Here is a 25316-nt window from a genome sequence, read left to right as displayed (position 1 = left end):
GAAATCGTAGTGCAGTTGACCCCATCGAGGTAGCCTTCAAAGCTGCCCGTCACCACAGGACCGCCACTGGTACCGACCGTCAACAGGACGGTGGTGGACACGGGGGCACTCTTGCCATCGGTGGCTGCGTAGCTCAGGTTGAAGCTGCCCGTCTGAGTAGGTGTGCCCGCGATGGTGCGGTTACCCGCATCGAAGCTCAGTCCACTGGGCAGTCCCGTCAGCGAGTAGGTCAGCGGATCGTTGTTGGCATCAGTGAACACGGGCAGCGTTTGGCTGAAGGCCGAGTTGACCGTGGCCGTCAGTGCCGACACCGTGGGAGCCACCGGGGGCTGATTGCCCGGTGTGGGGCTACCCACCGTCAGCATAAGGGTGGTGGTGACGGGGGCACTCTTGCCATCGGTGGCTGCGTAGCTCAGGTTGAAGCTGCCCGTCTGAGTGGGCGTACCTAAGATAGTGCGGTTACCCGCATCGAAGCTCAGTCCACTGGGTAAGCCCGTCAGCGAGTAGATCAGCGGATCGTTGTTGGCGTCGGTGAACACGGGCAGTGTTTGGCTGAAGGCGGTGTTGAGAGTAGCCGTCAGTGCCGACACCGTGGGGGCTACCGGGGGCTGATTGGTGGGGACTCCTGTTCCCTGACAAGTCAGGGTTTTGGGTGACCATAGCAACACATAGGTGGATCCCTGCACCCGCCCCCAGATGGTTTGCTGCTGGTTGGTCTTGATGCTCTCAGGCACAATCAAGGTATAACCGTGAGCTCCATTGCCTTTGCCGGCGGCTTGTAAATCCGTGCGGTAGATATCGGCTACGGTTGTCCCAAAAGCGGTGGCGCTGGTCAGGGGTGGGTTGCTGCCGGTAGCGGCTAAAAATTCAAGGGTGATGGGGGTGTTGGGTTTGTCGGCGTCCCAGGCCCAGCCTGAAATCGTGTTGCAGTTGACAACATCCAGATAACCTTCAAAGCTGCCCGTAACAACGGGGCCCCCGCCTGTTCCAACGGTCAATGTTATGGGCAGATCAGTTTTGTTCGTCCCATCACTGGCCGAATACGTCAGATTAAAGCTCCCCGATTGAGTCGGAGTTCCCGTGATAGTCCGGTTTCCTGCGTTGAAAGTCAGCCCACTGGGCAGTCCCGTCAGCGAGTACGTGAGCGGGTCGTTATTCGGATCGGTGAAGATCGGTAATTGATTGTTGTAGGCGACACTAATCGTAGCTGATAAGGCTGAAATGGCCGGAGGAACCGGGGCGGGATTGGTACTTCCGCCTGTTGCTACCGTCATCAGAATCGTAGTAGACACGGCGGCACTCTTGCCATCGGTGGCCGCATAGCTCAGATTGAAGCTGCCCGTCTGGGTGGGTGTGCCCGAGATACTGCGGTTGCCCGCATCGAAGCTCAGTCCACTGGGCAGTCCCGTCAGCGAGTAGGTCAGCGGATCGTTGTTGGCATCGGTGAACACGGGCAGTGTTTGGCTGAAGGCGGTGTTGAGAGTAGCCGTCAGTGCCGACACCGTGGGGGCCACAGGGGGTTGGTTGCCTGGGGTGGGGCTACCCACCGTCAGCAGAATCGTAGTAGACACGGCGGCACTTTTGCCATCGGTGGCTGCGTAGCTCAGGTTGAAGCTGCCCGTCTGAGTGGGCGTACCTAAGATAGTGCGGTTACCCGCATCGAAGCTCAGCCCACTGGGTAAGCCCGTCAGCGAGTAGGTCAGCGGATCGTTGTTGGCATCAGTGAACACGGGCAGCGTTTGGCTGAAGGCGGTGTTGAGAGTAGCCGTCAGTGCCGAAACCGTGGGGGCCACCGGGGGCTGGTTGGTGGGGACTCCCGTTCCCTGACAAGTCAGGGTTTTGGGTGACCATAGCAACACGTAGGTAGAACCCTGCACCCGCCCCCAGATGGTTTGCTGCTGGTTGGTCTTGATGCTCTCAGGCACAATCAAGGTATAACCGTGAGCTCCGTTGCCTTTGCCGGCGGTTTGCAAGTCGGGCCGGTAGATATCGGCTAGGGTTGTCCCAAAAGCGGTGGCGCTGGTTAAGGGAGGATTATTGCCAGTGGCAGCTAGGAACTCGATGGTGATGGGGGTGTTGGGTTTGTCAGCGTCCCAGGCCCAGCCTGAAATCGTGTTGCAATTAGCTACATCCAGATAACCTTCAAAGCTGCCCGTAACAACGGGTCCTCCACCTGTTTCGACGGTTAGGACAATCGTAAGGTCGGTTTTGTTTGATCCATCATTGGCCGAATACGTCAGGTTGAAACTGCCCTGCTGAGTGGGCGTGCCCGTGATAGTCCGGTTGCCTGCGTTGAAAGTCAGCCCACCGGGCAGTCCCGTCAGCGTGTAGGTGAGCGGATCGTTATTCGGATCGGTGAACACCGGCAAGCTCATGCTGTAAGCGACATTGACCGTGGCCGTCAGAGGAGAAGCCGTAGGAGCCACGGGCGGCTGATTACCTGTAGGCGTTTCAAGCGTTTTGGCCGTTGCCGTATTGCTGTTGCCGGAGGTATTCATCGCTGCGTCCCGAGCCACTACTGCAAAAGAATAAGTGGTGTTAGGTGTCAGCCCCGTAACTGCAAAGGTCGTAGCGGTGATGATGTTGGAATTGATTTTGTTACCGTTCTGGTAGACATCGTACCCCGTTACACCCACGTTATCCGAAGAGGCATTCCAGTTCAGTTGGATTGACGTCTGGGTAATGTTGGAAGCTGTCAGACCAGTGGGGGCCGAAGGCGGTTGAGTATCCGGCCCCGACGGTGCGCTGTTGGTAACCATAAACGACCGTTCCACGGGTTCGGCGTACTTATATTGGCCATTGCCGTGCTGCGTAGCCCGGACCGTTACACGGCCCATACCACCCGTTAGTTTCACTTGGCCGTTTTCAATGGTTGCCGGACCGTCGACCACAAATAAGGAAATTGGCAAACCTGACGAAACCGAGACTGGGGGCCTGAAGGCCGGAGCGTTCGGGGCTTTGTCGGTGATAGGGTCGAAGGTGATGGTTTGCTGCTGTCCCGAACAGGTCAGGTAAATGTATTTGTTGTAGGTGGTTGTCAGTCCTCCGTTATCGGTAACTGCCAACTCCATGCCGTACCAATAACTGGCATCACTGCCGCAACTTCCTTCCGTCAAATTCACGGAACCGCTCTTGCCATTGATAATGGATACCGCGTGCCGGTGATCATTATGGTACAGATAAACCGTCCATTGGTATTTCAACTGATTCTCGGGCGTTTGGGCGTCCGAAGCCGTTGCATTCAGATTGATGGTTTGTGGCAGACTAATCTGCGTGTAGCCATCTACCGAAGTTGACTGAACCGTTGGTGGAGTATTATTGATGGAAATAACGGACGTGGTGGTGTGGCTTTTCCCCTGACCATCCTTTACGGTGAGGGTGACGTTGTAGGACCGCTGCCCCCCGTTGGTAAAAACCTTGGTGGGAGGATTCATGACGGTGCTTTTCGAACTGCCGTCGCCGAAATTCCATTCGTATGACAGGGGTGTGCCTTCCGGGTCAAAAGAGTCTCTGGCCGAAAAATTAATCGACAAAGGGCTGTTGCCGTAGGTCTTATCCTGCGTAATGACAGCCGTTGGCGGCTGGTTGGTGGTAAAGGCAATCTGGCGGACCAACGACTTTTCACCGAGGGTGACGTAGTACATGTTGCGGTCGTACGGATTGAACGCAAAGCCTACAAGTCGCTCGGAAAATGGCGTAATGGTTATTTTGTTCGCCATTTTAAAAAGACCGTTGGCCTCGGGATTTTCGTCGTGACCGAAACGGGCCCCGGCGATCCAGCCACTGCCGTAATCACCGAAATAATACGTATCCTGAAATTCTTTGGGGTAATTACCGCCCCCTTCGTGCCAGACACCGCCTACAATACAGTTTCCCTCCAGCGGGCGTGTATTTGAGCTCGTAACGGTTTCTCCATTCAGAATTTCGGTGTTCCGTTCTTCGCGGTATTGAATGCGGGGTTTTGTATGGACAGCCGGTTTGAAGACTTCGGTTCTCCAATAGCCTTCACGACCTCTTGCGTGGCCTTCGTAATAAGGCCAGCCAAAATTCTGACCGGGTGCCGTTACCACATCGAGCTCTTCCCAGAACGAGAAACCTACATCGCCAATGTACAGAACACCCGGATTTCCGTTGGCCGGGTTAGGGTCTCCCGTGCGGGGCCGCACAGAGAGCTTAAACACTTGGCGGAAACCGAGAGCATAAATGAGGTTCTGGGGGTCTTTCAGATTGGAGCCGCTGCCCTTGTAGAACGGGTTGGAAGGGTAACCATCTCCCGTTTCCGGGTTGATACGCAAGACCTTGCCGCAAAGGGAAAAGAGAGCCTGGGCCTTGTAGGCTCCGATATTTTCCGTAATCTTATTTTTATCGTAAACGCCACACCCGCCGTAACCTTCGGAAGGGATGGTTTTGATGATTTTCCGGTCGATAGCCTGACGATACCAGGTCGTTCCATCGCAACCAACGTCCACATCAATGAAGCTGGAGGCATCGCCTGATCCCAGCAAAATACTACCGTCTGCGCCGGTGGCAAGCCCACCTCCCGCGTGCGAAAGCGTGATGATCGGTATCCCGTTTTCGAGGGTTTCGCCCAGCAGAATCTTACGGCTGCCGGGATCGACCCGATGTTCGTTACCCGGATTCAGGGTATAGCGAACGAGTCGCCCAATGGTAGCACCCTCTTCCGCAGATCGGTTGGGGTCATAACCGGGTTTGCCGAAGTTATCGTACCAATACATGTCAACTACGTAGTAGATGTACATGCGATTGTTGTTCAGGAAATCGCGGTCCAACGTAAGACCAAGCAAACCGTGGTCGCCGTAGCCAGCTACTTCTTCCTGAATGTCCAGAATAACGGTTGCTTTGGTTTCTCCGCGTTTGACCCGGTAAACCAATCCGTAGCGGCAGGCTACGTATAAGTTACCGGCGTTGTCGAAGACGATGCTGGTTGCTGATTTAAAAGAGACGGCGGGATTAGGGGCGGGGGTAACAGAATTGATATAATCCTTGTCTTCCATATTGACTCCCACTTGTCCGTAGCCTATCAAGGATAGGAATAAGGACAATACCATAACAGCACACGTACGTGAAGTAAAGGAATTGAGCATAGAGGGGTGATTTAGTGAACACTGGTAGCGACTTAAGTCAGAGCGATAGAATAGGAGAATCTTAATTTCGGGAAAGATAATTAACAAAAACTGGGCCGCAAAACCTCCAGTTCCCATATCTTAGCGTCCGGTTGGACCCCAAAAACCGGTAAATCTGCTATTTTTTGCCTGAATTGCGAGCTAAAACGGATCTTATATGGCTAAATAAAGGTCTTTTCATGAGTGTGGGAAATGATTTAACGGTAAAAGAACAACTGACATTTTTTTATATTTTTTTTTGCGTTTTTTTCAATAGGCTGCTTGTCGGAATATTATTTTTTTCACAACTGCTGACGCACCAAACCATTTTAGGATCGTTTGCGTTTGGCAAACAAACCTTCTAACCCCGTCCGTATTGCCCAATGGAATCCCGTCGCAAGAAAAACTTTATTACGCGTCGTCGGGAGCCCAAGCGCTTTATCCTCTGGTTGTGCATGGTCGGGAGCGTTCTTCTGTTTACCGTGTTGCTGGTTGCCTATATTGTGCGAAGGATGGGGGGCGACTGGCGTACCATTACACTGCCAACGGTCTTCATGGCCAGTACGGGCGTTATGCTGGCCAGCAGTCTGACCTTGCATATTGCCAACCTGGCTTTCCGGCACGAACGGTTCCCGCAATACCGGATCTACCTGGGTACCACGCTCTTTCTGGGCGTTCTGTTTGTGATTTTGCAGGTGCTGGGCTGGCGGCAACTAATGATGAGAGGAGTTTACCTGCAAACCAATCCATCCAGCAGTTTTCTGTTTCTCCTATCGGGGCTCCACCTGCTTCACATTGTGATCGGATTGATTTTTCTGGGTATCGCGTTTGCCGAAATCATACGTCGGCTATCGTATGTGGAAGCCTTTGTGTACAGCGTCAATCCACCCAATCGGCTAAAGCTAAAACTGTTTACGCTGTACTGGCATTTTGTAGACGTTCTATGGCTATACGTTTTCCTGTTTTTGCTCTACAACCACGGTTTGTGAAACAATCCCGCTGAATCGCCCGGCAGGTATTTTGCTCCAGCGGGAACAGTTTTCAAGAGTTGGTATCCTTAAAAACCAACTGTAGTTTGAGTTTCAATTCTTCGTTCACCGGTACCATCATCAACGACGGTTTTTCAATCTTGTAATCGGATAATTTCACCTCGAAATCACCTTTGACGGTTATTTGGCCGTTGCTATCCTGCCGAGTAGCCTGAATGACTACCGGTTTGGTAATTCCGTGAAAAGTCAGATCACCTTTGACCGTCAGATTGCTACCTTCCTGCTGAACGCTGCTGCTGGCAAACGTGACCTTCGGGTATTTTAAAGCTTCCAGCGTTTCCAGGGCGTGGGAGTCACGGTTGGTATTGTCACTATCGAAGCTGGATACTTTAGCCGCTGCGGCCACACTTTCAATCTTGTTGGCATCGTCGATGACGATTACGCAGGCCACATCGCGGCTTACACCTTCAAAACTGTGCATCGGATGGCTCATGGCGTAGGTGATCGTAGATTTGCTGCGATCGGCCACTAGTTTCCGTTTAGCGGGCGCGGAGTTGGGTTGGTGAAAGGCCACCAATCCTGCACCGACGAGCAAAATACAGCCCGCCAGTCGGGAAGTTGAAAGGAGCGTCTTCATAGCAGGTGTGTTTGTTTGGCTACTGTTAAAATTTGATGGCTACAATGGCAGCTGCAAATGACGCAAAGGTGGTATAGGCGGCTGCGCGGTGATACGGTTTTAGGCTGGCGTTCTCGGAGACCTGGCGCGCCAGCACATTGGTGGCCACCATCCCGGCCAGGTGAACAACCGCCAGGTACTTGTGAAGCTGAATCGAACTGAAACCGCGCCGGGTGCTGCTGGTTGGCAGTTTGGGCGGGGCTGTCAGCGACAGCAGCGCCGTGGCTCCGTACGTGTAATTGATGATCGTTGCCATCGTTTCGTGCTGATTTTTGATTCGGATATAGTCGGCTCCCTTGGCGTTATATAGCCTCGAACCCAGAATGCCCTGCGCCACAAATCCGGCCAGTGTTGCAAACCCCAGCACCTGGTGGCTGACCAGCATGGTCCGCCGGATTTTCAGCTCTTTCTCCCGGCCTTCGGGGGTCAGTGGCGCGAGATTCGTGAGCCGCAGCAGGCCTTTGGTTCCCCAGAAGGCCCGCTGCGTGAAAATGATTTTTTTGGGCAGCAACTCCTGAGCATCTGCTGTACTGTCTGTCAGCTCGGCCAGCAGGTCGTTGGCGTCGCTGGTCGGGGTGATCAGGGTGTCGGCCGGAGCGGTCGTTTTGACACGGGTCGAGTCCTGAGCCCGGAGCGGCAGGTAACACGACAGTAGCAGGCAAACAATCGAGAGATACTTCATACACTAGCTTTGAGTTACACGCAAATTTGTGCCCGTCAGGGTCGTTTTAAATTGGGTCAAGTTTCGCTGTCCTGATTGGGCGGGCACTTTCACCACGCCCGCCGTGGTGTATTCAGAACCGTGGGTGGCGCAGTAAACATCGTCGCTGGCCGAGCGGTAGGTTACGGTGGAGGCCTGGTGCGTGCAGATTTTCGACAGGGCGATGTAGTTGCCGTTTTTCACCCGCGCAACCAGAACATCATCTTTGTACGCAAAACCGCCGATGGTCTGCAGGGCTTTATAGTCATTGCTGGTTAAGTCCAGCGTGAAATCAACACCAGTTCCGGCGCCCGGATCCGGGTCGGGTTCGTCGGTATCTTTCGAACAGGAAGTAAGCGTACCCATGCAGTAAAAGGCCATCAAAGCCGCGCTGCTCAATCCCAGGCTCCGTAAAAATTCGCTTCGTTTGATGGGTTCTTGCTGATTGGTTTCCATAAAAATAGTGAGTTGGTTGTGAATAAATGTAGCTACATTGTTTAGGCTAAACGGTTCTGGTTCCTGAAAAAGTGTGGTCAAAGCCGATAACGTAACGAGAAAAAGACGCCCGCGCTGCGGAGCCGGATTTTGCCGTAACCCAGATCAGATAACGGTTTTTTTAGAAAAGGTTCTACTTGCCAGGACACCCGGCGTAAAAAACCGTCGGGCCGGAAATTGCGCTCGTAGCCGACGGAAAAATTGATATGACTGAACGGGTGTAAACCGGTTTTGCCACTCCAGCCCTTGTATTTCTGTTGAGTCGACGGTTTTGTACCTGGTGGATAATTGTAAACATAGGTTTCTTGCTGCATAATGTACGACGAAACGCCGGCATTGATAAACCACCGTCGCCGATCGTTCAGAAGCACATCGTACCGCAGATTGACCGGAATGTCAAGAATCCGGCAAATGGCCCCAACACTTTCATAATAAGGGCCGTACCAGTGTTTGGCAATGGTGTCTGGCATGGTGTATTCAGACGCAGGAGCCGTGTATTTTTTGACGGATCGGATGACCCCGCTCTGAATTGTAAACCGGCGTAAAAACCGGTATTCAGCCAGAATACCCAGGCTCAGATCATTGGCCCCCTGGCGGCTGTTGCCCACAAAGTTCCGATTGGGAGCGGCCACCACGCGAATTGAAAGGGCCGGATAACCCACCACCGGAATCAACGGTGCTGCCGTTTCGGGCGCATTGATCACAGGCCGCAATTCGGGCTCGGGCAGGGCCGGTAGTGCGGGCGATTGCGGAGCCCGGGCGCTGATATCAACAAACTTGCCCGACAATTCAAGGGGCGTGGTGGTCGTCACTGTTGGTTCGGAATTCGGTCGGGCAGACAATGGATTGTTGCTATGGCCGTCACCATCAGGGGGTGGAACTGTCGAACCCGCATTCGGTTGTTCCGTCCGGTTTGGGGCTATGCCCGCATCCGTCGGAAAATCAGTACCTTCGGCAACATTCTGGTGGTTTCGCGTTGTAGCCGATAGGGCGGTTTTTCCTAAAACCGGTCTTCGGGCCGAACTACCACCTGCCTTTGTTCTTGCCTCTGGCCGGGCCGTCAGCTGGGTTTTCGGTAGCGAACGACTCGCCGAGTGGGGGCTTGTGGCCGACTCGGTCCGTTCGTTGCGCGACCGCAGTAAATTGGCGGAAATGTCCCGAGCGGTTTCTGGTTGGACAACGTTTCTTTTCGTTGGTGTATTCTCCGTGATGGTTTCGGTATCGTTCTGTTCTACTTTTCCAGCCTCTGAACGGGTCGATGTTCCGGTTTCGGTTGATGGAGTGGTTTCAGAATGCTCAGCCCTGGTAGCAGGTGAAACCGTTGGTAACTCCTGTGATCGTGTTGCTGGCGTGCCTGTTTCGTGATGCGCGTACGGCTTGGGTTGGTTCGCTACAGTCTGCACTGCCGAACCCACTTCAATGGCGGGTGCCAGGATGGAAACCGCGCTTAGTACCAGCAGCAAAAGCGGCAACCCCCAGTAAATCAACCGGTCGAAAAACCGCGACAGATCGTCGTCGTCGAGACGTCGGCGCAGGTGGGTCCAGTCATCTGGATTGTAAGGCGGCTCAAACTCCTCGGCTGACGACCGGAAGAGCTTGTCCAGTTCGTCATCGGGAAGTTCTTGCAAACTCGCCATGGTATCTACGGATTAGTAATTGTTTCAATTGTTCACGGGCACGCGCCAGGTTTGATTTGGAGGTGCCCACCGAAATGTTTAGTTGCCCCGCAATTTCATCGTGCGAAAAACCGTCGATAGCGTACAGATTGAACACCATCCGGTAAGCGGGTGTCAACAACTGCACCACTTCCATCAATTCCTCGTGGCTCAATTGCTCGACGGCATTGGCATCCACGTCCGGCAACTGAATCGCCTGATCTATGTCTTCGTGGTAACGGTGTTTCAGGTTGTGCCGGTAATAATCCAGGGCGGTGTTGATCATGATCCGGCGCAGCCACATCTTGAACGGTACCTCCGGGCGGTATTGGTCCGACCGCGTAAACACCTTCATAAAGCCGTCGTTCAAAATTTCCACGGCTTCTTCCCGATTGTATGAATACCGCAAACAAATTCCCATCGCATAGCCATAGAACTGCCGGTAAAGCTGCTCCTGGCTTCGGCGGTTGCCACGCTGGCATTCCTGTAACAGTCCGGCGATATCTGGGGAGGGAACGGTCATACGTCGGTTTTCAATCGTCAATACGCGAATCGGCGCCCGGGGGTTGCGTCCGGTGGCCAAAAGATGATCGACAATTTTCAGTGGGCAGCTCTCATGGTGGAATATAGGTTGGTACAAGGACAGAACGATTGAGAAACTACCCACTGAAAACCGTGTTCGCTCAGGACGTAGGAGCTTCCGGCGTGTCTTTATTGACAATCGGCCAGACGCCGGGTTGCGGAAAACTGATTCCTTTGTTGAGTCCCCGTTTTCCGTTATCCTGCTGAAAGAAATACAGCGGCCAGCCTTTGTAGGTCAGTTGCTGACGACCCGCCACCGTAATCGATCCAAAGAGGCTTTTATCCAGCGTGGATGGCACTTCCTTTAGGGTTTCTTCGAACATCGGCCAGACGGCGTTATTGCTCAAATCAGCTTTTGTAAAGTTATTCTTATTTTTCTTATCGTTCCGAAAAGCGTACAAGGTTCGGCCCTGACCATCCGTAAAGTAAATAGTTTTTCCGGTACCTTCTTTGTAGTCAGCGGTATACGACTTGCCGTTATGCCCGACCAACTGGGCACTGGCCATCATAATCGAGTAATTGGGTTTGGCCACAAACCAGATGTTGCTCGCGTTTTCCCCTTTTACATCGCCCTTTGCCACATCATCCTTAAAATAGTATAGCGGCCAGCCTTTGTACGTACTTTGTTTTGCGCCGTCGGCCCGGGTAATGGTCCCGAAATCGGCGGCATTCAGCCCCGACGCCAGCTTAGGGTTTTCGCGGTAAAAAACCGGCCAATTGGTCAGGCAGTTGCCAGAGCAGGTGGAGGTGCCAGTGCTGTCGTAATCATTGGAGAAAAAATACAGCGTCCGACCGGTTTCATCGGTCATCACGTTGCCCAGCGATGTGCTGGTCAGGTTGATGGCGGGTTCGGCAGCGGGTGGTGTGTCATCCGACGTGTTGTTGCAGGACTGACTGAGTCCGGCGGCAATAAGCATCAGGGCGACCACAGGAGTCGCAATCCATTTGGTTTTCATAAGTATAGATAAAAAGGTTAGAATTACGACGCGTCCTGTGAATCGATTCGAGACCAGTACGGCGAAGCGAAAAAAAGGGTTGCGTGCGGGCAAAAAAAAAGCCCGTCCTGTGCGACGGGCTTGCGGTGAAATGTAGGAAATTAACCGACCTGATCGGTAAAATGCTTGAGGATATGCCCCATTTTATCGCGTTTGGTACGCAGATACGTTTCGTTATGCGGATTGGGATGAATGTCGATGGGGACGGTTTCGACGATTTCCAGACCGTAGCCCATCAGGCCCGCCCGTTTCTTCGGGTTATTGGAAATCAGCCGGAGCTTGGTAATGCCCAAATCCCGCAGAATCTGCGCGCCAACGCCGTAATCCCGGGCGTCCATCGGTAGCCCCAGTTCCAGATTAGCCTCGACGGTATCGCGGCCCATCTCCTGTAACTTGTAGGCTTTCAGTTTATTAATCAAGCCAATGCCCCGCCCTTCCTGAAACATGTACAGGACAATACCCTTGCCTTCCTGTTCCACCATCTGCATAGCCGCATGGAGCTGTTCCCCACAATCGCAGCGGCACGAGCCGAAGATGTCGCCCGTTACGCAGGAGGAATGGACACGCACCAGCACGGGTTCGTTCTTCTCCCAGGTTCCTTTGATGAGGGCCAGATGCGTATCGTCGGTGTTGATCTGCTTGTAGGCAATCAGTTCGAAATTACCGTATTCGGTGGGCATTTGTACCCCAATTTCGCGCCGGATCAGGCTTTCCTGCTGCAGACGGTATTCAATCAAATCCTGAATGCTGACCAGCTTCATGCCGAATTTATCGGCCATTTCGCGCAACTGCGGCAACCGGGCCATGGTGCCGTCTTCACTCAGCACTTCGATCAAGACCCCGGCGGGTTGCAAACCGGCCAGGTGCGCAAAATCAACGGCTGCTTCGGTATGACCGGCCCGGCGGATGACACCACCATCCACAGCCCGCAGCGGGAAAATATGGCCGGGACGACCCAGGTCTTCGGGCTGAGTTTCCGGATCAACCAGGGCGCGAATGGTTTTGGAGCGATCGCTGGCTGAGATGCCCGTGGTACAGCCGTGGCCCAGCAGATCCACCGAAACCGTAAACGGAGTGGTATGCACCGAGGTGTTGTTGCCAACCATCATTTCCAGCCCCAGCTCGTGGCAGCGGGCTTCGGTCAACGGGGCGCACATCAGTCCCCGGGCTTCCCGGATCATGAAATTTACCATTTCGGGCGTGATTTTTTCTGCCGCGCAGATCATATCGCCCTCGTTTTCCCGGTCTTCGTCGTCAACGACGATGATAATTTTCCCGTCGCGAATGTCCTGGATCGCGTCTTCGATGCGATCCAGACGAATACCGGGATTGGTATTATTATTGCTCATCATATAGCGTAATGACTTGAGATCCTAGACAAGAAATGTGAGATAAAAGACCAGTTGCCGGGATTGCGCCGTACGGGTTCCTCTTTTTTCTCTTGTCTTTTCCCTCACGTCTTCAAGAACATTGTTCTGCAAAGATACGTTCGGTACGCTAAATTTGTGTTTCAGACGTTTTATCAAAAATATTGATTGGAGCTACGAAAACGTATACCTTCTGTGAGAGTTATCAGGAAATGGTCCGCCGGTTCAATGGGGTTCGTCAGGTATCAGGTATGGGTTTTGCTGATGGGTGCCTTTTTTGGTGTGTTTTTTGATGCGTTTGCTCAAACAAATGTTAGTGATTGGTGTGCGAATCCACCAGCCGCAGCCGCAAAAGGCGGTTTTTCCGTATCTGGGTTGAAAGGATGTGCTCCATTCACTGTTACCGTTAAGAATACCACCAACAGTCCGGACAACATTTTTCTGTACGTCTATGATTACAAGGGAGGGGACCCCGTGGCGGCCAAAACCGGTATTGCAGACGTAACATATAAGTATGAACGACCGGGTAAATACAAGATTCTTCAAATCGGAAGTGTCAATACCGGTTCCGTTGCCTGCCAGGAAATCGAGGTCCTGGATGCTACAGCGCCGAATTTCCGGGCTTATAGTTGTGCAGATATGAAAGTCATCGTTGATATTGTGAACGATGCAGTGGCGAATCAGTATGAACAGTTTACCATTGACTGGAACGATGGCAGCGCTGTTGAAACTATTCCCAAAAGCGCACTGGCAAACATTACGCACGTTTATCAAACCAGATCAACGTATCAGATTAAGGTGTCTGGTGTTTACCAGGGGATTAGCTGTGGAGGGGGTTCTTCTCAGCAGGTCACGCCCATGCTAAGCACAGAATTTGTAAATCCGGTTATTACCCGACTTGCAACGAGCGGGAATACGGTGACTTTGCAGGTGCAGGCAGGAGGGAAACAAACCGTAGTGCTACACCAGAAAGATGCCTCGGGAGTATTCACGCCCACCTCTATCTCCCGAGTTGGCAATGGAACATTAGTGATTACTAATATCACAGCGCATCCGACTTGTTTCAAGGTGATCTCACAGGATGCCTGCGGCCAAAAATTTGAATCCAACGAAGTGTGCAGCATCGGTCTGGAAGTGGAAGCACGGGAAAAGCAGAACGAAATTGTCTGGACTTCGCCGGGAAATTTACCCGCTTTTCAGCAGTACACGGTTTCTAGAAACGATGCGGTGCTCCAAACCATTACCAGTCCGGGTACAACCTCCGTGAACGATTCGGAAGGCCTAACGTGTAACGAAGAATACTGCTACCAGGTAACGGCCCAGGCCGGGCCGGTCGAGGTGGTTTCGGATCGGCTCTGTGTCACGGCCCGTTTATCGGAAGCACCACCGCCTTTTTCGACGGTTCAGGTGACGGTAAACGGCGACAACCGCGTTGATCTACGAGGCTTGCCACCCGTTCCTACGTCAGTGAATCCGAGTTATAAGATGCTGGTTTTCCGGCAGGGGGGCGGAGGGTTCGAGCCAACCGGTGAAGAACAGAGCCGCAACATACACCAGGACGGTGGGGTGCAGCCTCAGCAACAGTCGTACTGCTATCAGGTGGTTTACCAGAATGCCTGTGGCGTCTCGTCGGAGGCATCCAAAACCGTCTGTACAATTCATCTTGGCTCACAAGCTGCTTCGACCATCAACTGGACGGCCGCTTCGCCCTTCGCTGACGAGGAAATTGATCGGTACGTGATCGAGAAAATAGATGATAGCGGGGCCGTTTGGGAGGAGGTTCCGGTGGGAACCCAAACTTCGTACCGGCCTACGCAGAATGATCCTGATACCCAACGGTTCCGGTTCCGGGTCAAAGCCGTATCGAAGTCCGGAGCGATCAGTTACTCCAATTTCTACACATTTGCCCAGGCACCCCGGATTTTTGTGCCCGATGCATTCTCGCCCAATGGGGATGGCGTGAACGACCTGCTGGAAGTGAAAGGCAGCACCTACATCGAATCCATCCATCTAACGGTTTATAACCGCTGGGGCGAAGTCGTCTTCCGGAGCGAAAACCGTGAGGGCTGGGATGGAGCCATTGGCGGTCAGCCCGCTCCGCCCGGAAGCTACGCCTACCGGATTACGACCGTTGATCAGGCTGGTTTGAAAACAGAAAAGACCGGCTCCGTGTTACTCATTCGATAGACACAGAGAGCGGCAATAGACAAAAGAAAAGGCGAAAGCCGAAGGTGTTTTGCATTCATTGCTACCTTTGTTTCGTCAACGCTATGGTGTGGTTGGCTTTCCCTGTTCTTTTTCTCAATTTCTTTTTTCGTACGCTATGTTCAATATGATGGATATGTTCGGTAAAGTGAAGGAGTTTCAGTCTCGCATGAAAGATGCGCAGGCTAGCCTGAACACCATTACCGACTCAGGAGAATCAGGTGCTGGCATGGTCCGGGTAACGGTCAATGGCCTTAAGCAAATCATCAAACTGGAAATTGATCCGGATTTGGTGAAGCCCGAAGAGCGTGAAATGTTGCAGGATCTGGTGGTAGCGGCTACCAACAAGGCCCTCGAAAATGTAGAACCCAAAATCAAAGAGCACCTTCAGAAAGCAACCGAAGGATTATTGCCCAACATTCCCGGTTTCGACCTGGGCAGTATGATGTCGTAAGGCATGGATCAGGTTGCCATTGTTATCCTGAATTATAACGGCAAATCATTTCTGGAGCGGTTTTTACCGTCCGTGCTGTTGCATTCGGCGGGGTGCCCGGTTTATGTGGCTGATAATTGCTCAACGGATTCATCCGTTGCCTTTGTTAAAGAAAAATTTCCGGAAGTTCGGCTGGTTCAGTTGCCGGTCAATTTAGGGTATGCGGGGGGGTACAATGCCGCACTGAAGGAAATCGAAGCTCGTTATTATTTGCTGCTCAACTCTGATGTGGAGGTTAGCCCGGGCTGGTTGTTGCCGCTGCAGCGCCTGCTGGAGCAGAATGCGCAGATTGCTGCCTGCCAGCCCAAAATCCGGGCCTACACAACGCCCCACTTGTTTGAATATGCGGGAGCAGCGGGGGGGTATATCGACTACTTAGGTTATCCCTTTTGCCGGGGACGGATTTTTGATACCGTAGAAATTGATCAAGGGCAATACGATGATACTCGCCAAATCTTCTGGGCAACCGGGGCGTGTATGCTGGTCCGTGCCGATGTTTTTCACCAGCTCGACGGTTTTGATCCGCGCTTTTTTGCCCACATGGAAGAAATCGACTGGTGCTGGCGGGCCAAAAATGCCGGTTATCAAATCTGGTACTGCCCGGAATCGACGGTTTTTCACGTTGGGGGCGGCACGCTCCACAAATCCAATCCGCGAAAAACGTTTCTGAATTACCGGAATAATCTGGCGATGTTGTACAAGAACCTACCCGCCAACCACGTATTTCTCAATATCTTTATTCGGCTGGTGCTGGACGGTATATCGGGCTTACGGTTGCTGTTGGGGGGGCAATGGCGGGATACGCTGGCCATTATCCGGGCACATTTTGCTTTTTACGGCTGGATTCCATTTCTTCGCCGACAACGGAACGCACTCGCCGATTTACGTTGTAACCGCATTACCCATCCGGAGATTTATCCGCACAGCATTATTTGGCAATACTTTGGCAAGGGCCGAAAAATATTTCAAAAGCTTCAGCGCTGGGAGTAAGGCTAGAAAGTGGGTGCGAACGGAATTAAAGTTCCCAGACGGTTGGATGATGGTGGCGCCGGAGGTGTTTTCGCATCTCCATCCAAAACGCCAGAATCAGGTATAGAACAACCGGAGAACCCAACGTAAGACAGGATGTATAAATAAAGTACAGGCGAATGCTGCTGGCGGAAATGTTCATTTTCTCGCCCAACCGGGTGCAAACGCCAAATGCCTGACTTTCGACGAAATACCTAAGCTTATTCATCGTGGTAATATTCCTGATAATCAGTACATGCCCGCAAAGGGGTAACGTTTTGGGTCAAATCCGCTGATGCGGCTTGTTTGATAATCAAATATACGTTCAACAAATTGTATCAACAATTCTCCTGCCAAAATGTTTTCCCTAGTTAAGCAGGAAAAGATTCTTTTGTATAATTAAGTCGAGAAATAAGCCAATTATTTTTCGCGGAAAATTATTTAAAAATTAGTAACAATTTTTGTTACTTTGTGTTTACTAAGGCGTTGTCTTATAAAAATTAAGATATTTTGCTATTCAACAAAGTCAATGCATAGACGGCCAGTTCCATCCGTACCGCTTTCGTATGTTAACCTGGAACCTGTTTGAAGACTTTTGTTAAGAATACTCCAGTTCAGTAATGTTTTATTTTTAATTTTTTAAGTTTTATGCAAACAGGTGTTGTCAAATTTTTTAACGAGAGCAAAGGCTACGGATTTATCGTCGAAGATGATACGAACCGTGACATTTTCGTCCACATTACTGGTCTGAATGGCACGACTATTCGGGAAACAGACCGGGTCTCTTTCGAAGTAATCGAAGGTAAAAAAGGCCTTAATGCCGTGAAAGTGAAAAAATTGGAAGGGTCATACTAATCAATGATTTCTTCAAAAACATAAAAACCCCGGTATTTCACCGGGGTTTTTTTTATGATGTCTGCTAAGAGAAAACGCGGATAAACAAGAGGTAAGAACGGATGAACCTGGCTGACTGACCCCGCTTATCGATCCACGCTTCTCTAAACTTGTCTGTGCTAACTAACAGCTATGATTTGGATCGGTTTTCCGTTGAAAAGAACTTCGTCGTTCACTTGTTTACGGTTTAACTGAATGCCAATGGGCGAAGCTGCTGAAACCGCAAAATAGTCGCGCTGATCGATAGTCAGTTTTCCGGCGCTGATTGCAATAAAATACGCTCCCTGGTTGGTGATCACCAAGCTACCGGGCTGAACACTTTCGTAAACTTTACCGGCATCAATCCGGGCCAGTTCCTGCTGGAGCTTGAGTGCTTCGGCCAGTAGCTGGGCGTGCCGGTCACGTTCAATCTGTGCCATAGCCCGCCCTGTTTCGTATTTATCGCCCGCACTGCTTTTTGACTCCTCGTTAGCCGCTGCCTGCGCAGCCTCCATCGCGGTTTTGGCGGTTTCAATGCGTTGGGTGACGTACTGCTCGCAACGCTCGAAAAGAAGCGGCTTTACCGTAGCGTAATCCGTCATGGCTTATTGGCCCGTCCAGTTTTTAACCTGATCCAGCGTCGGCATTGCTACATCCAGCTTCAGCTTCTTGCGCATACCGCCCAGATCGTTAAAAATCTTGTTGGCATTGGCACCGTTCAGCTGGTTGACGTGCTGATACCCCATTTTCTGTAACGCCGGTACCCAGGCCGCTGGAATACCCAGTTGCTCAAAGTCAGCTTCGGTGGAAAGCTCCAGCTTTTTTTCGGGCCGCATCTGCGGAAAGAACAGCACATCCTGAATGGACGGCTGATTGGTCATAATCATCGCCAGCCGGTCGATACCCAGGCCGACGCCGGCCGTTGGCGGCATACCATATTCAAGCGCCCGCAGAAAATCTTCGTCCATCGCCATAGCCTCTTCATCCCCGCGCTTAGCCAGCTCCAGTTGTTCCTCAAACCGGGCACGCTGGTCGAGCGGATCGTTAAGCTCCGAATAAGCGTTGGCAATCTCCTTTCCGTTGCAAATGGCCTCAAAGCGTTCGACCAGCCCCGGTTTATCCCGGTGTTTTTTGGTCAACGGCGACATCTCAACCGGATAATCCGTGATAAAAGTTGGTTGGATCAGATTCGGTTCGACGGCTTCGCCAAACAGTTCATCGATGAGTTTGGATTTGCCCATCGTGCTATCGGTTTGAATGCCCCGGCTTTCGGCCACCGCGCGGAGTTCATCTTCGCCCATCGCCGACACGTCAACGCCGGTGTATTCCTGAATCGCTTCAAACATCGTGAACCGTTTCCAGGGGCGCTGGAAGTTGATGATTTTGTCGCCGACCGGCAGCTCAGTTTTTCCGTGCAGGTCCAGCGCGATTTTCTCAACCATCTCCTCAATCAGATCCATCATCCAGTTGTAGTCTTTGTAGGCAACGTACAACTCAACCTGTGTAAATTCCGGATTGTGGAACCGGCTCATGCCTTCGTTGCGGAAATCCTTGGCAAACTCGAAAACCCCGTCGTAGCCGCCTACAATCAGCCTTTTCAAATACAGCTCGTTAGCAATCCGCAGATACAGCGTCATGTCGAGCGTGTTGTGGTGGGTCCGGAAAGGCCGGGCGGCTGCACCCCCGTGAATGGGTTGCAGAATTGGAGTTTCTACTTCCAGGTACCCGTGGTTGGCCAGGAAGGTCCGGATCGAATTGACCAGTTGCGTCCGTTGGACAAAGGTTTTCCGAACGTCCGGATTCACGATCAGGTCGACGTACCGCTGGCGGTAGCGCTGCTCCGGATCGGAGAAAGCGTCATACGTTTGTTTATTGCCCTGTTCATCCACCACTTCCTTCACAACAGGCAAGGGCCGTAGTGATTTGGTGAGCAGTTTGAATTCCTGCACATGGATGGAAATTTCACCGGTCTGGGTGGTAAAAACATACCCTTTGACGCCAATGATGTCGCCGATATCCAGTAATTTCTTGAAAACCGTATTGTACAGCGTCTTGTCTTCACCAGGGCAGAGATCGTCGCGCCGGAAATATAGCTGAATCCGGCCTGTGGCATCCTGCATTTCGGCGAAAGAAGCCGAACCCATGATGCGGAAGCCCATCAGTCGGCCAGCGACCGAGATGCTTTTATAGTCGGTTTTGTTGCGTTCGTAGTTTTTATGAATGTCGGCCGCCGTGACGTTAACTTCAAATAATTCGGCGGGATACGGGTCGATGCCCATCCGCATGAGTTCTTCGCGCTTGTTGCGCCGGTTGATCTCCTGTTCGCTCAGTATCATCTTGAATTAAAAAAGAATTTGCAAATATAGGGGATCGAAGCACGGATTTCACGGATGAAGGCGATTGAAACCGATTACTTTATCCGGATTATGAACGCATTACCGGTATTTTTTTGCCGATGATCCAAAATACGCTGGTATCGAATTAAAAGATTTGCTAGTATTGTGATATCAAAATAATATCAACCATCATGACTGAAAAACCCCTTACCTCCACATCCGGTTACATTCTGTTACTGATAGCCGTCATTTTACTGGGTGTTTCCGGCTACGGTTTTGTCTCCGGTGCCATTGCACTCGGTGTCATTGCCTTTCTTGTTTCTGTTGCCATCATGAGCGGTCTTGTTGTGATCAACCCTAAAGAAGGGGTGGTTACTACGTTTTTTGGTGATTACACCGGAACGATGCGACAAACCGGTCTTCGCTGGGCGAATCCGTTTTACAACCGGCGGAAAATCAGCCTTCGGGCCCGCAACCTGAATGGCCAAACCCTCAAGGTGAATGATAAAATGGGAAATCCTATCGAAATTGCGGCAGTGGTAGTCTGGCAGGTAGCCGACAGTGCCAAGGCGCTATTCGAGGTGGACGATTACACCTTGTTCGTTCAGATTCAGTCGGAGGCAGCCGTTCGGCATTTGGCCAGCACGTGTTCTTACGATAGCATGGAAGATGAAGATGCTACGGTTACCCTTCGCGATAGCACAGGTCAGATTAATCTTTTGCTGGAACAGGAGTTAAACGAACGACTGGCCCGCGCAGGGGTTGATGTTATTGAAGCCCGGATTAGCCACCTGGCGTATGCACCCGAAATTGCCGGGGCCATGTTGCAGCGTCAGCAGGCTACGGCGGTAGTGTCGGCCCGGAAGCAGATTGTGGAAGGAGCGGTTGGCATGGTGGAAATGGCGCTGGCGCGGCTGGCTGAAAAAGAGGTCGTTGCGCTCGATGAAGAACGCAAAGCGGCCATGGTGAGCAACTTGCTCGTGGTGCTCTGTGGCGAAAAATCCGTCAACCCTGTCGTCAACACGGGCACTCTGTACAATTAAAAGTTAATAATGAAGAAGAGTTAAAAGTGCTAAGGACCTGCGGTAGTTATTCTTCACTTTTAACTCTTCACTGAAAAAATGGCTGCGGAGAAAAAAGCTTTTGTTTTACGAGTTAATCCCGAAATGCTGAAAGAGCTCGAGCGCTGGGCGCAGGAGGAATTTCGAAGCGTGAACGGGCAAATTGAGTTTATCCTCCATGAAGCGTTGAAAAAACGGAAGAAAGAGTCGGACGCCGACAAAAAAAAGGAATAATCGTCCAACTGCCACCGGGAGACCGGATCAATGCCCCTGGGCACGCAGGCCAATTTCCCGAATCCCGTCCAGGGTAAGGTTCGGAACAATCTCCACAAAATCGGTGCTCAGTGACGGAATTGCCGATGCCATGCCGCCGGTGGCCACGGCCAGACACTCGCCCTTCAACTCGGCCCGGATGCGTTGAATCAACGACCGAACTAAGCCTTCATAGCCCAGTACCACGCCAGCCTGAATGGCGTGTGCCGTACTGGTTCCTAAAGCCGATTCGGGCGAGACAAGCGGCACTTCGGGAAGTTGAGCCGTGGTGGAAAACAGGGAACGAACGGCGGTTTTTAATCCTGGTGCAATGGCAACGCCGAGCATCTGGCCTTCGCCGGAAACCGTAGTGAAAGTCAGCGCGGTACCAAAATCAACGACGACACAATTTTTTCGGTAACGCAGATGGGCAGCCAGAGCGTTGGAAACCAGGTCGGTACCGATTGCGTAAGGCCGTAAAATCTGGAGTGGCAAGGTTTGGTAAATCGCCGGTCCTACAACAATCGGCTCCTGTCCAAAGAGCCGGGAGAGTGTGGCGCGTAAGGTTGGGGTCAACTCGGGGACAACGCTACTGATCACAACCAGCTTGATCGCATTGAGCGGAATAGCAGCTTCCATCAGCCACAGCCGGAGCAGCCTTTCGTAACGATCCCGTTCCGCCGGAACAGCCTCCGTGTCGCCAACCTGCCGGTCGGTGATGTGAAAGGCCATCGGTTCTTCGAGTAGGGAGCGCGTCCGCCAGACGTGCCGCCATTGCTGCTGATCGTATAAACCAAAAACCGTATCGGAATTGCCTGCGTCGACGGCGAGGAGCATAGGGATATAAGTAAATCAGTAAAAGGCGCAAAGATAGCACGAAAGAGCGGTTTGAAAATCAACTCAATGGGCAAATCGTGTAGCGTAGTGGGGAGGGCTCTGTTACAAATCCGGCGTTTTTGTTGCTCGATTCCTGTTGTCCGCTAATTTTGAGCACCGCTTTTAAACCCTGCAGGGATGTTTCGCGAAAGAATTCAACGGGTTACGATGATCGGCCTGATCGTGGCGTTGGGCTGGGCAGTGAATGGCTGCGGAAAGTTTAATGATGAACTGCCACCCACCGAATCGTTGACGTGGTTTGATTACTTTGGCCAGGCCCTCAACGATTCGTTGAAGACCAAAAAGATTGGGTACGGTTTTGTGATTCTGGAAAAAGGCGAGGTGCGGGCGACGGGCCGTGGCGGATTGAAATCGCGGACCACGGAGTTGGAAGGAGAAAAACCGTTTACACTGGATACCAAAATCCACATTGCCAGCATGAGCAAAACCGTTACGACGATGGCGTTTCTGCATTTGGCAGCTCAGAAAGGCCTCAGAACGACGGATAAAATTATGCCGTACCTGCCGCCAGCCTGGGTTAAAGGTCCCAACGTGGACCGAATTACGTTCCGGGATTTGCTGACCCACCGCAGTGGAATTATCGGGATGGGCAACAATTGTGTCAATGGAGCCTATTTGGAAAACATCTGGTCGGGTTTTCAGCAACTGATTCAGAAAGGCATCGTGCAGACCAACTGGGGAAATTATTGCTACCAGAACGCGAATTTCGGACTATTTCGCGTTCTGATTCCGGGCATTCTGGGGTATCCGTTTACCGGTGACGACAGCGTCGACGATGCGCAAACCCAGCAGCTGTACATTGACTACGTACAGAAAAATGTCTTTGAGAATGTAGGAATCACGCATGCCGTGGCCAACCAACCGGTGGGTGATCCGACTTACGCTTACTCGTATCCGTCGACCAGTATCACGGGCTGGAATCCGGGTAATTTTACCAATACCGTTGGGGCTTACGGTTGGTACCTGACGCCCACGGAAGCCGGAAAATTATTCGCAACGGTTTTGTCAACCGATGATCAGCGGGTGTTGAGTACGGCCTGGAAAGATACCCTGTTTGCCAATGGGCTGGCTCATTTTTCGGGAACCGTGCCGGACGGACCGATTCGCTACCACGATGGCTGGTGGTACCTACGGCTGGCTCACTATCAGGGCGTCAGGACGATCTGGATGAAATTTCCCAACGACATAACGGCGGTTTTGTTTGTCAATGCGCTGCACGGTACACGCGGTTATTTTCCGAGCGACGACGGCACCGATATTGTGTACTATCTGAGTCGGGCCTATACACAGGCGCGTGCCATGAAAACCGGTCGAAAGGCGGCAGGAGCCGTTAGCCTGGAGCATCCGGAGCCGCATTGATTCAGGGGTAGGAAGTGGCAAATTAGCGCCGTTCGTTGTATCTTTACCTATTGATTTTCAGGAGATGTGAGGATTGTTTCGCCGTTAGTTACGAGGAGCATGGGCGACAGCAGCTTATTCAGTAAACAATAGATACGAACTTATGTACCCGGCATTGCTCATTGCCAGACAATTTATTAACAAAGGCATCGCCGAAGGCCGTCCGCTGACACCGATGAAGCTACAAAAGCTCATCTATATGGCGCACGGCCTGCATCTGGCCCGGCACGAAAAACCGTTGATTGCCGAAAAAGTACAGGCGTGGTCGTATGGGCCGGTTATTCCGGATGTATACACGCGCTTCAAGCGGTTTGGGAATAATCCGATCACAACACCCATTCCGACCGGCGAGTGGGACGAAGACCTGGATCCGCAGGCGCAGGATTCCATTAATTTTGCCTGGGATATTGCTAAAGATTACAGCGCAATTCAGCTTTCTAACTGGACCCACGTGGAAGGATCGCCCTGGTACCAGTCGGTCAGTCGCGGTGATAGTGGAGCGATTGAACTGGAACCCATCGACAACGAGTTGATCAAAGAATATTTCACCGAAATTATCAGACGGGATGTCGGAGAGTGAAGACAGTGCTAAAACGAAGGAAAACTTTCGGAAGCTCATCGAGTCGTCGTCGCACAACCCGCTGAACAGCGAACTTTCCCGCAGTGAATTCGAACAGTACGACAAAGAGGAACGGCGGACGAGGCTGTTGGGCCTGGCTCAGGATATTCAGGAACGGAAAAAATTTGCTCAATGGATTTTCTGGATGGTGGTGATGTGGCTGGTGGTTATTCTGGGCATTATCATCGCCGAGGGACTGCATTATCTGGATATTCCGCAGGCCGTAACCATCGCTCTGATTGGTTCTACAACGGTCAACGTAACGGCTTTTTTCGTCATTGTAACCAAGTATTTGTTTCCAGGAAAATGACCTTTTGCCAGTATAAAAAGCCTCCAGAGGGCTTTTTTCGGCATCAACAGCTTATTTATACGCATTACAATGAACTTATGCATTTCCCGGTTTCGCGCCCTAGCGGCAAGTATTACTTTTCTTCTGCTTGTTTTCATTGACAGCACGGCGGTTGCTCATCCCGGATCACCCGTTGCTGCGGGAAATAAGGGCAAAAAGCAATCCGTGCGGCTATTTATTATTGGCAATAGTTTTTCTGGCAATGCCGCCCGCTATTTACCCCAATTGAGCGCAGAAGCCGGGCATGAATTAATCATTGGTCGTGCCGAACTGGGCGGTTGTTCTCTACAACGGCACTGGGAGATTGCGGAAGCGGCCGAAGCCAATCCGGAAGATCCGAAAGGCCGGGCGTATAAGGGGAAGTCGTTGAAAATGTTGCTGTCGGAAGGAAACTGGGATGTTGTTACATTACAGCAGTATTCTATGCTATCCGGTGATGTGGAAACGTATCGGCCCTACGCCAGAAAATTGTATGACTACATCAAAAAAATTCAGCCGAATGCCCGAATTGTCTTTCATCAAACCTGGGCTTACCGCTCCGATGCTGACGGTTTTGGCAAAGTGGCGGGCGAAACGCTGGCCCAAAGTGAAAAGGAGATGTGGGAAAAGTCACGGGCAGCTTATCAAACCATTGCCCGTGAGTTGAATACGACGGTTATTCCTACGGGTGATGCGTTCTGGCGGATGAGCTCGGACCGTAAGTGGGCCTATCGCCGGGATAATTCGTTCGATGCCAGCAAAGCCCAGTCTCCCAACTTACCTAAGCAGGATCATTCGCTCCACATTGGCTATCAATGGGATAAAGAGAAACTGGCTTTCGATTCGCACCACGCCAATGAGGCTGGTTGTTATTTGGGGTCACTGGTCTGGTACGGTTTTCTCTTCAACGAATCCCCGGCCCAACTACAATTCAAGCCCGAATCGGTGGCCATTGATTTTGCGGCTCAGTTACGAAAAACTGCCTGGTCAACGGTTAAGATGGCGGAGCCACAGCCAGGTAGAGCAGCTAAGTAAGCTTAGGGTTGTTGTATTATTCTAATGATTTATTATCCGGTTGATGGCGCTTCAAGATAGGAAGTTCTTTCTTTGGATTCTCTTCTTCCTGCGATTCGCGCACTTTACTTCCTTTTTGAGCAGTAATTGTAAGCGTCAGGAGTTTACTCCAAAACCGGCATAAAGCTGGTTTTTTTTTGTCGTTTTTCTACGTGTTTATCTAAAGGATAGAATTAATGTTGTTATATAC

At 51.7% G+C, this 25316-nt stretch carries 23 protein-coding genes; 11 read left to right on the top strand and 12 right to left on the bottom strand.

Features of this window, described 5'->3' with window-relative positions:
* Positions 1–5069 (bottom strand): putative Ig domain-containing protein (locus tag ACYVH9_RS17590; RefSeq protein ID WP_460637700.1); only part of this gene is annotated, 5069 nt, incomplete at its 3' end.
* A gap of 437 nt (positions 5070–5506) precedes the next feature.
* Between ACYVH9_RS17590 and ACYVH9_RS17585 the strand changes: the two genes are divergently transcribed.
* Positions 5507–6112, top strand: a complete 606-nt coding sequence (locus tag ACYVH9_RS17585) for a cytochrome c oxidase subunit 3 (RefSeq protein WP_460637699.1) — start codon at positions 5507–5509, stop codon at positions 6110–6112.
* A 52-nt stretch (positions 6113–6164) separates the two neighbouring features.
* Here the strand turns inward: ACYVH9_RS17585 and ACYVH9_RS17580 are convergent, their stop codons facing one another.
* The 7 genes from ACYVH9_RS17580 to ACYVH9_RS17550 all read right to left on the bottom strand — a co-directional run bounded on the left by ACYVH9_RS17580 (position 6165) and on the right by ACYVH9_RS17550 (position 12564).
* Positions 6165–6749 (bottom strand): YceI family protein, encoded by a 585-nt coding sequence (locus tag ACYVH9_RS17580; RefSeq protein WP_460637698.1) that lies wholly within the window; start codon positions 6747–6749, stop codon positions 6165–6167.
* A gap of 25 nt (positions 6750–6774) precedes the next feature.
* Positions 6775–7470 carry a hypothetical protein gene (locus ACYVH9_RS17575; RefSeq protein ID WP_460637697.1) on the bottom strand — a complete coding sequence of 232 codons (696 nt, stop codon included), beginning with the start codon at positions 7468–7470 and terminating at the stop codon, positions 6775–6777.
* Between the two features lie 3 nt (positions 7471–7473).
* Positions 7474–7944: a QcrA and Rieske domain-containing protein gene (locus tag ACYVH9_RS17570; protein WP_460637696.1), complete on the bottom strand. Its 471-nt coding sequence runs from the start codon at positions 7942–7944 to the stop codon at positions 7474–7476.
* A gap of 77 nt (positions 7945–8021) precedes the next feature.
* Positions 8022–9620: a hypothetical protein gene (locus ACYVH9_RS17565; RefSeq protein WP_460637695.1), complete on the bottom strand. Its 1599-nt coding sequence runs from the start codon at positions 9618–9620 to the stop codon at positions 8022–8024.
* The gene (locus ACYVH9_RS17560) at positions 9592–10161 is read right to left on the bottom strand and encodes an RNA polymerase sigma factor (RefSeq protein ID WP_460637694.1); all 570 of its coding nucleotides are present in this window, start codon (positions 10159–10161) and stop codon (positions 9592–9594) included. The genes ACYVH9_RS17565 and ACYVH9_RS17560 overlap by 29 nt, the downstream gene beginning before the upstream one ends.
* A 160-nt stretch (positions 10162–10321) precedes the next feature.
* Positions 10322–11176, bottom strand: a complete 855-nt coding sequence (locus ACYVH9_RS17555) for a hypothetical protein (RefSeq protein ID WP_460637693.1) — start codon at positions 11174–11176, stop codon at positions 10322–10324.
* Positions 11177–11316: 140 nt separating this feature from the next.
* Positions 11317–12564, bottom strand: a complete 1248-nt coding sequence (locus tag ACYVH9_RS17550) for a bifunctional 3,4-dihydroxy-2-butanone-4-phosphate synthase/GTP cyclohydrolase II (RefSeq protein ID WP_460637692.1) — start codon at positions 12562–12564, stop codon at positions 11317–11319.
* 213 nt (positions 12565–12777) lie between these two features.
* Here ACYVH9_RS17550 and ACYVH9_RS17545 point away from each other — a divergent pair, with 213 nt between their 5' ends.
* From ACYVH9_RS17545 to ACYVH9_RS17535, 3 genes are all read left to right on the top strand, one after another.
* Entirely contained in the window at positions 12778–14769 is a 1992-nt protein-coding gene (locus ACYVH9_RS17545) for a T9SS type B sorting domain-containing protein (RefSeq protein WP_460637691.1), read from the top strand.
* A gap of 136 nt (positions 14770–14905) precedes the next feature.
* Positions 14906–15241, top strand: a complete 336-nt coding sequence (locus tag ACYVH9_RS17540; protein WP_460637690.1) for a YbaB/EbfC family nucleoid-associated protein — start codon at positions 14906–14908, stop codon at positions 15239–15241.
* A gap of 3 nt (positions 15242–15244) precedes the next feature.
* Positions 15245–16270, top strand: a complete 1026-nt coding sequence (locus tag ACYVH9_RS17535; RefSeq protein ID WP_460637689.1) for a glycosyltransferase family 2 protein — start codon at positions 15245–15247, stop codon at positions 16268–16270.
* A gap of 25 nt (positions 16271–16295) precedes the next feature.
* On the opposite strand, the gene ACYVH9_RS17530 is transcribed toward ACYVH9_RS17535, so the two are convergent.
* Positions 16296–16517: a PspC domain-containing protein gene (locus ACYVH9_RS17530; RefSeq protein WP_460637688.1), complete on the bottom strand. Its 222-nt coding sequence runs from the start codon at positions 16515–16517 to the stop codon at positions 16296–16298.
* 419 nt (positions 16518–16936) lie between these two features.
* Here ACYVH9_RS17530 and ACYVH9_RS17525 point away from each other — a divergent pair, with 419 nt between their 5' ends.
* Positions 16937–17143, top strand: a complete 207-nt coding sequence (locus ACYVH9_RS17525; protein ID WP_111626300.1) for a cold-shock protein — start codon at positions 16937–16939, stop codon at positions 17141–17143.
* A 158-nt stretch (positions 17144–17301) separates the two neighbouring features.
* On the opposite strand, the gene ACYVH9_RS17520 is transcribed toward ACYVH9_RS17525, so the two are convergent.
* Both ACYVH9_RS17520 and lysS read right to left on the bottom strand, forming a co-directional pair.
* Positions 17302–17763, bottom strand: coding sequence for a 3-oxoacyl-ACP synthase (locus ACYVH9_RS17520; RefSeq protein ID WP_460637687.1), 462 nt, complete (start codon positions 17761–17763; stop codon positions 17302–17304).
* 3 nt (positions 17764–17766) lie between these two features.
* Complete coding sequence (gene lysS / locus ACYVH9_RS17515; RefSeq protein ID WP_460637686.1) at positions 17767–19497, bottom strand: lysine--tRNA ligase; 1731 nt, start codon at positions 19495–19497, stop codon at positions 17767–17769.
* A 191-nt stretch (positions 19498–19688) separates the two neighbouring features.
* Between lysS and ACYVH9_RS17510 the strand changes: the two genes are divergently transcribed.
* Both ACYVH9_RS17510 and ACYVH9_RS17505 read left to right on the top strand, forming a co-directional pair.
* Entirely contained in the window at positions 19689–20540 is an 852-nt protein-coding gene (locus ACYVH9_RS17510; protein WP_460637685.1) for an SPFH domain-containing protein, read from the top strand.
* 78 nt (positions 20541–20618) lie between these two features.
* On the top strand, positions 20619–20792 hold the full coding sequence (locus tag ACYVH9_RS17505) for a type II toxin-antitoxin system antitoxin (protein ID WP_460637684.1): 174 nt from the start codon (positions 20619–20621) through the stop codon (positions 20790–20792).
* Positions 20793–20819: 27 nt separating this feature from the next.
* Here the strand turns inward: ACYVH9_RS17505 and ACYVH9_RS17500 are convergent, their stop codons facing one another.
* The gene (locus ACYVH9_RS17500) at positions 20820–21647 is read right to left on the bottom strand and encodes a type III pantothenate kinase (RefSeq protein ID WP_460637683.1); all 828 of its coding nucleotides are present in this window, start codon (positions 21645–21647) and stop codon (positions 20820–20822) included.
* A gap of 177 nt (positions 21648–21824) precedes the next feature.
* On the opposite strand from ACYVH9_RS17500, the gene ACYVH9_RS17495 reads away from it, so the two are divergent.
* The 4 genes from ACYVH9_RS17495 (at position 21825) to ACYVH9_RS17480 (ending at position 25087) form a co-directional block, all read left to right on the top strand.
* Positions 21825–23066: a serine hydrolase domain-containing protein gene (locus ACYVH9_RS17495; RefSeq protein ID WP_460637682.1), complete on the top strand. Its 1242-nt coding sequence runs from the start codon at positions 21825–21827 to the stop codon at positions 23064–23066.
* A 142-nt stretch (positions 23067–23208) separates the two neighbouring features.
* A complete protein-coding gene (locus tag ACYVH9_RS17490; RefSeq protein ID WP_460637681.1) occupies positions 23209–23685 on the top strand; it encodes a Panacea domain-containing protein in 477 nt (158 codons plus the stop codon).
* Positions 23672–24034 carry a hypothetical protein gene (locus tag ACYVH9_RS17485; protein WP_460637680.1) on the top strand — a complete coding sequence of 121 codons (363 nt, stop codon included), beginning with the start codon at positions 23672–23674 and terminating at the stop codon, positions 24032–24034. The genes ACYVH9_RS17490 and ACYVH9_RS17485 overlap by 14 nt, the downstream gene beginning before the upstream one ends.
* Before the next feature lie 69 nt (positions 24035–24103).
* Complete coding sequence (locus tag ACYVH9_RS17480) at positions 24104–25087, top strand: DUF4886 domain-containing protein (protein ID WP_460637679.1); 984 nt, start codon at positions 24104–24106, stop codon at positions 25085–25087.
* The last annotated feature ends 229 nt before the right edge of the window (positions 25088–25316 follow it).

This window comes from Larkinella harenae (assembly GCF_054780515.1).
This window is presented reverse-complemented; position numbering and strand designations above follow the sequence as displayed.

Excerpts from the sequence above, each read along its gene's own strand:
- ACYVH9_RS17500 (WP_460637683.1), bottom strand. The coding sequence starts at position 21,647 with ATGCTCCTCGCCGTCGACGCAGGCAATTCCGATACGGTTTTTGGTTTA.
- ACYVH9_RS17555 (WP_460637693.1), bottom strand. The coding sequence starts at position 11,176 with ATGAAAACCAAATGGATTGCGACTCCTGTGGTCGCCCTGATGCTTATT.
- ACYVH9_RS17485 (WP_460637680.1), top strand. The coding sequence starts at position 23,672 with ATGTCGGAGAGTGAAGACAGTGCTAAAACGAAGGAAAACTTTCGGAAG.
- ACYVH9_RS17525 (WP_111626300.1), top strand. The coding sequence starts at position 16,937 with ATGCAAACAGGTGTTGTCAAATTTTTTAACGAGAGCAAAGGCTACGGA.
- ACYVH9_RS17495 (WP_460637682.1), top strand. The coding sequence starts at position 21,825 with ATGTTTCGCGAAAGAATTCAACGGGTTACGATGATCGGCCTGATCGTG.
- ACYVH9_RS17570 (WP_460637696.1), bottom strand. The coding sequence starts at position 7,944 with ATGGAAACCAATCAGCAAGAACCCATCAAACGAAGCGAATTTTTACGG.
- ACYVH9_RS17575 (WP_460637697.1), bottom strand. The coding sequence starts at position 7,470 with ATGAAGTATCTCTCGATTGTTTGCCTGCTACTGTCGTGTTACCTGCCG.
- ACYVH9_RS17480 (WP_460637679.1), top strand. The coding sequence starts at position 24,104 with ATGAACTTATGCATTTCCCGGTTTCGCGCCCTAGCGGCAAGTATTACT.
- ACYVH9_RS17550 (WP_460637692.1), bottom strand. The coding sequence starts at position 12,564 with ATGAGCAATAATAATACCAATCCCGGTATTCGTCTGGATCGCATCGAA.
- ACYVH9_RS17530 (WP_460637688.1), bottom strand. The coding sequence starts at position 16,517 with ATGAATAAGCTTAGGTATTTCGTCGAAAGTCAGGCATTTGGCGTTTGC.
- ACYVH9_RS17565 (WP_460637695.1), bottom strand. The coding sequence starts at position 9,620 with ATGGCGAGTTTGCAAGAACTTCCCGATGACGAACTGGACAAGCTCTTC.
- ACYVH9_RS17510 (WP_460637685.1), top strand. The coding sequence starts at position 19,689 with ATGACTGAAAAACCCCTTACCTCCACATCCGGTTACATTCTGTTACTG.
- ACYVH9_RS17520 (WP_460637687.1), bottom strand. The coding sequence starts at position 17,763 with ATGACGGATTACGCTACGGTAAAGCCGCTTCTTTTCGAGCGTTGCGAG.
- ACYVH9_RS17560 (WP_460637694.1), bottom strand. The coding sequence starts at position 10,161 with ATGACCGTTCCCTCCCCAGATATCGCCGGACTGTTACAGGAATGCCAG.
- lysS (WP_460637686.1), bottom strand. The coding sequence starts at position 19,497 with ATGATACTGAGCGAACAGGAGATCAACCGGCGCAACAAGCGCGAAGAA.
- ACYVH9_RS17490 (WP_460637681.1), top strand. The coding sequence starts at position 23,209 with ATGTACCCGGCATTGCTCATTGCCAGACAATTTATTAACAAAGGCATC.
- ACYVH9_RS17505 (WP_460637684.1), top strand. The coding sequence starts at position 20,619 with ATGGCTGCGGAGAAAAAAGCTTTTGTTTTACGAGTTAATCCCGAAATG.
- ACYVH9_RS17540 (WP_460637690.1), top strand. The coding sequence starts at position 14,906 with ATGTTCAATATGATGGATATGTTCGGTAAAGTGAAGGAGTTTCAGTCT.
- ACYVH9_RS17585 (WP_460637699.1), top strand. The coding sequence starts at position 5,507 with ATGGAATCCCGTCGCAAGAAAAACTTTATTACGCGTCGTCGGGAGCCC.
- ACYVH9_RS17535 (WP_460637689.1), top strand. The coding sequence starts at position 15,245 with ATGGATCAGGTTGCCATTGTTATCCTGAATTATAACGGCAAATCATTT.
- ACYVH9_RS17580 (WP_460637698.1), bottom strand. The coding sequence starts at position 6,749 with ATGAAGACGCTCCTTTCAACTTCCCGACTGGCGGGCTGTATTTTGCTC.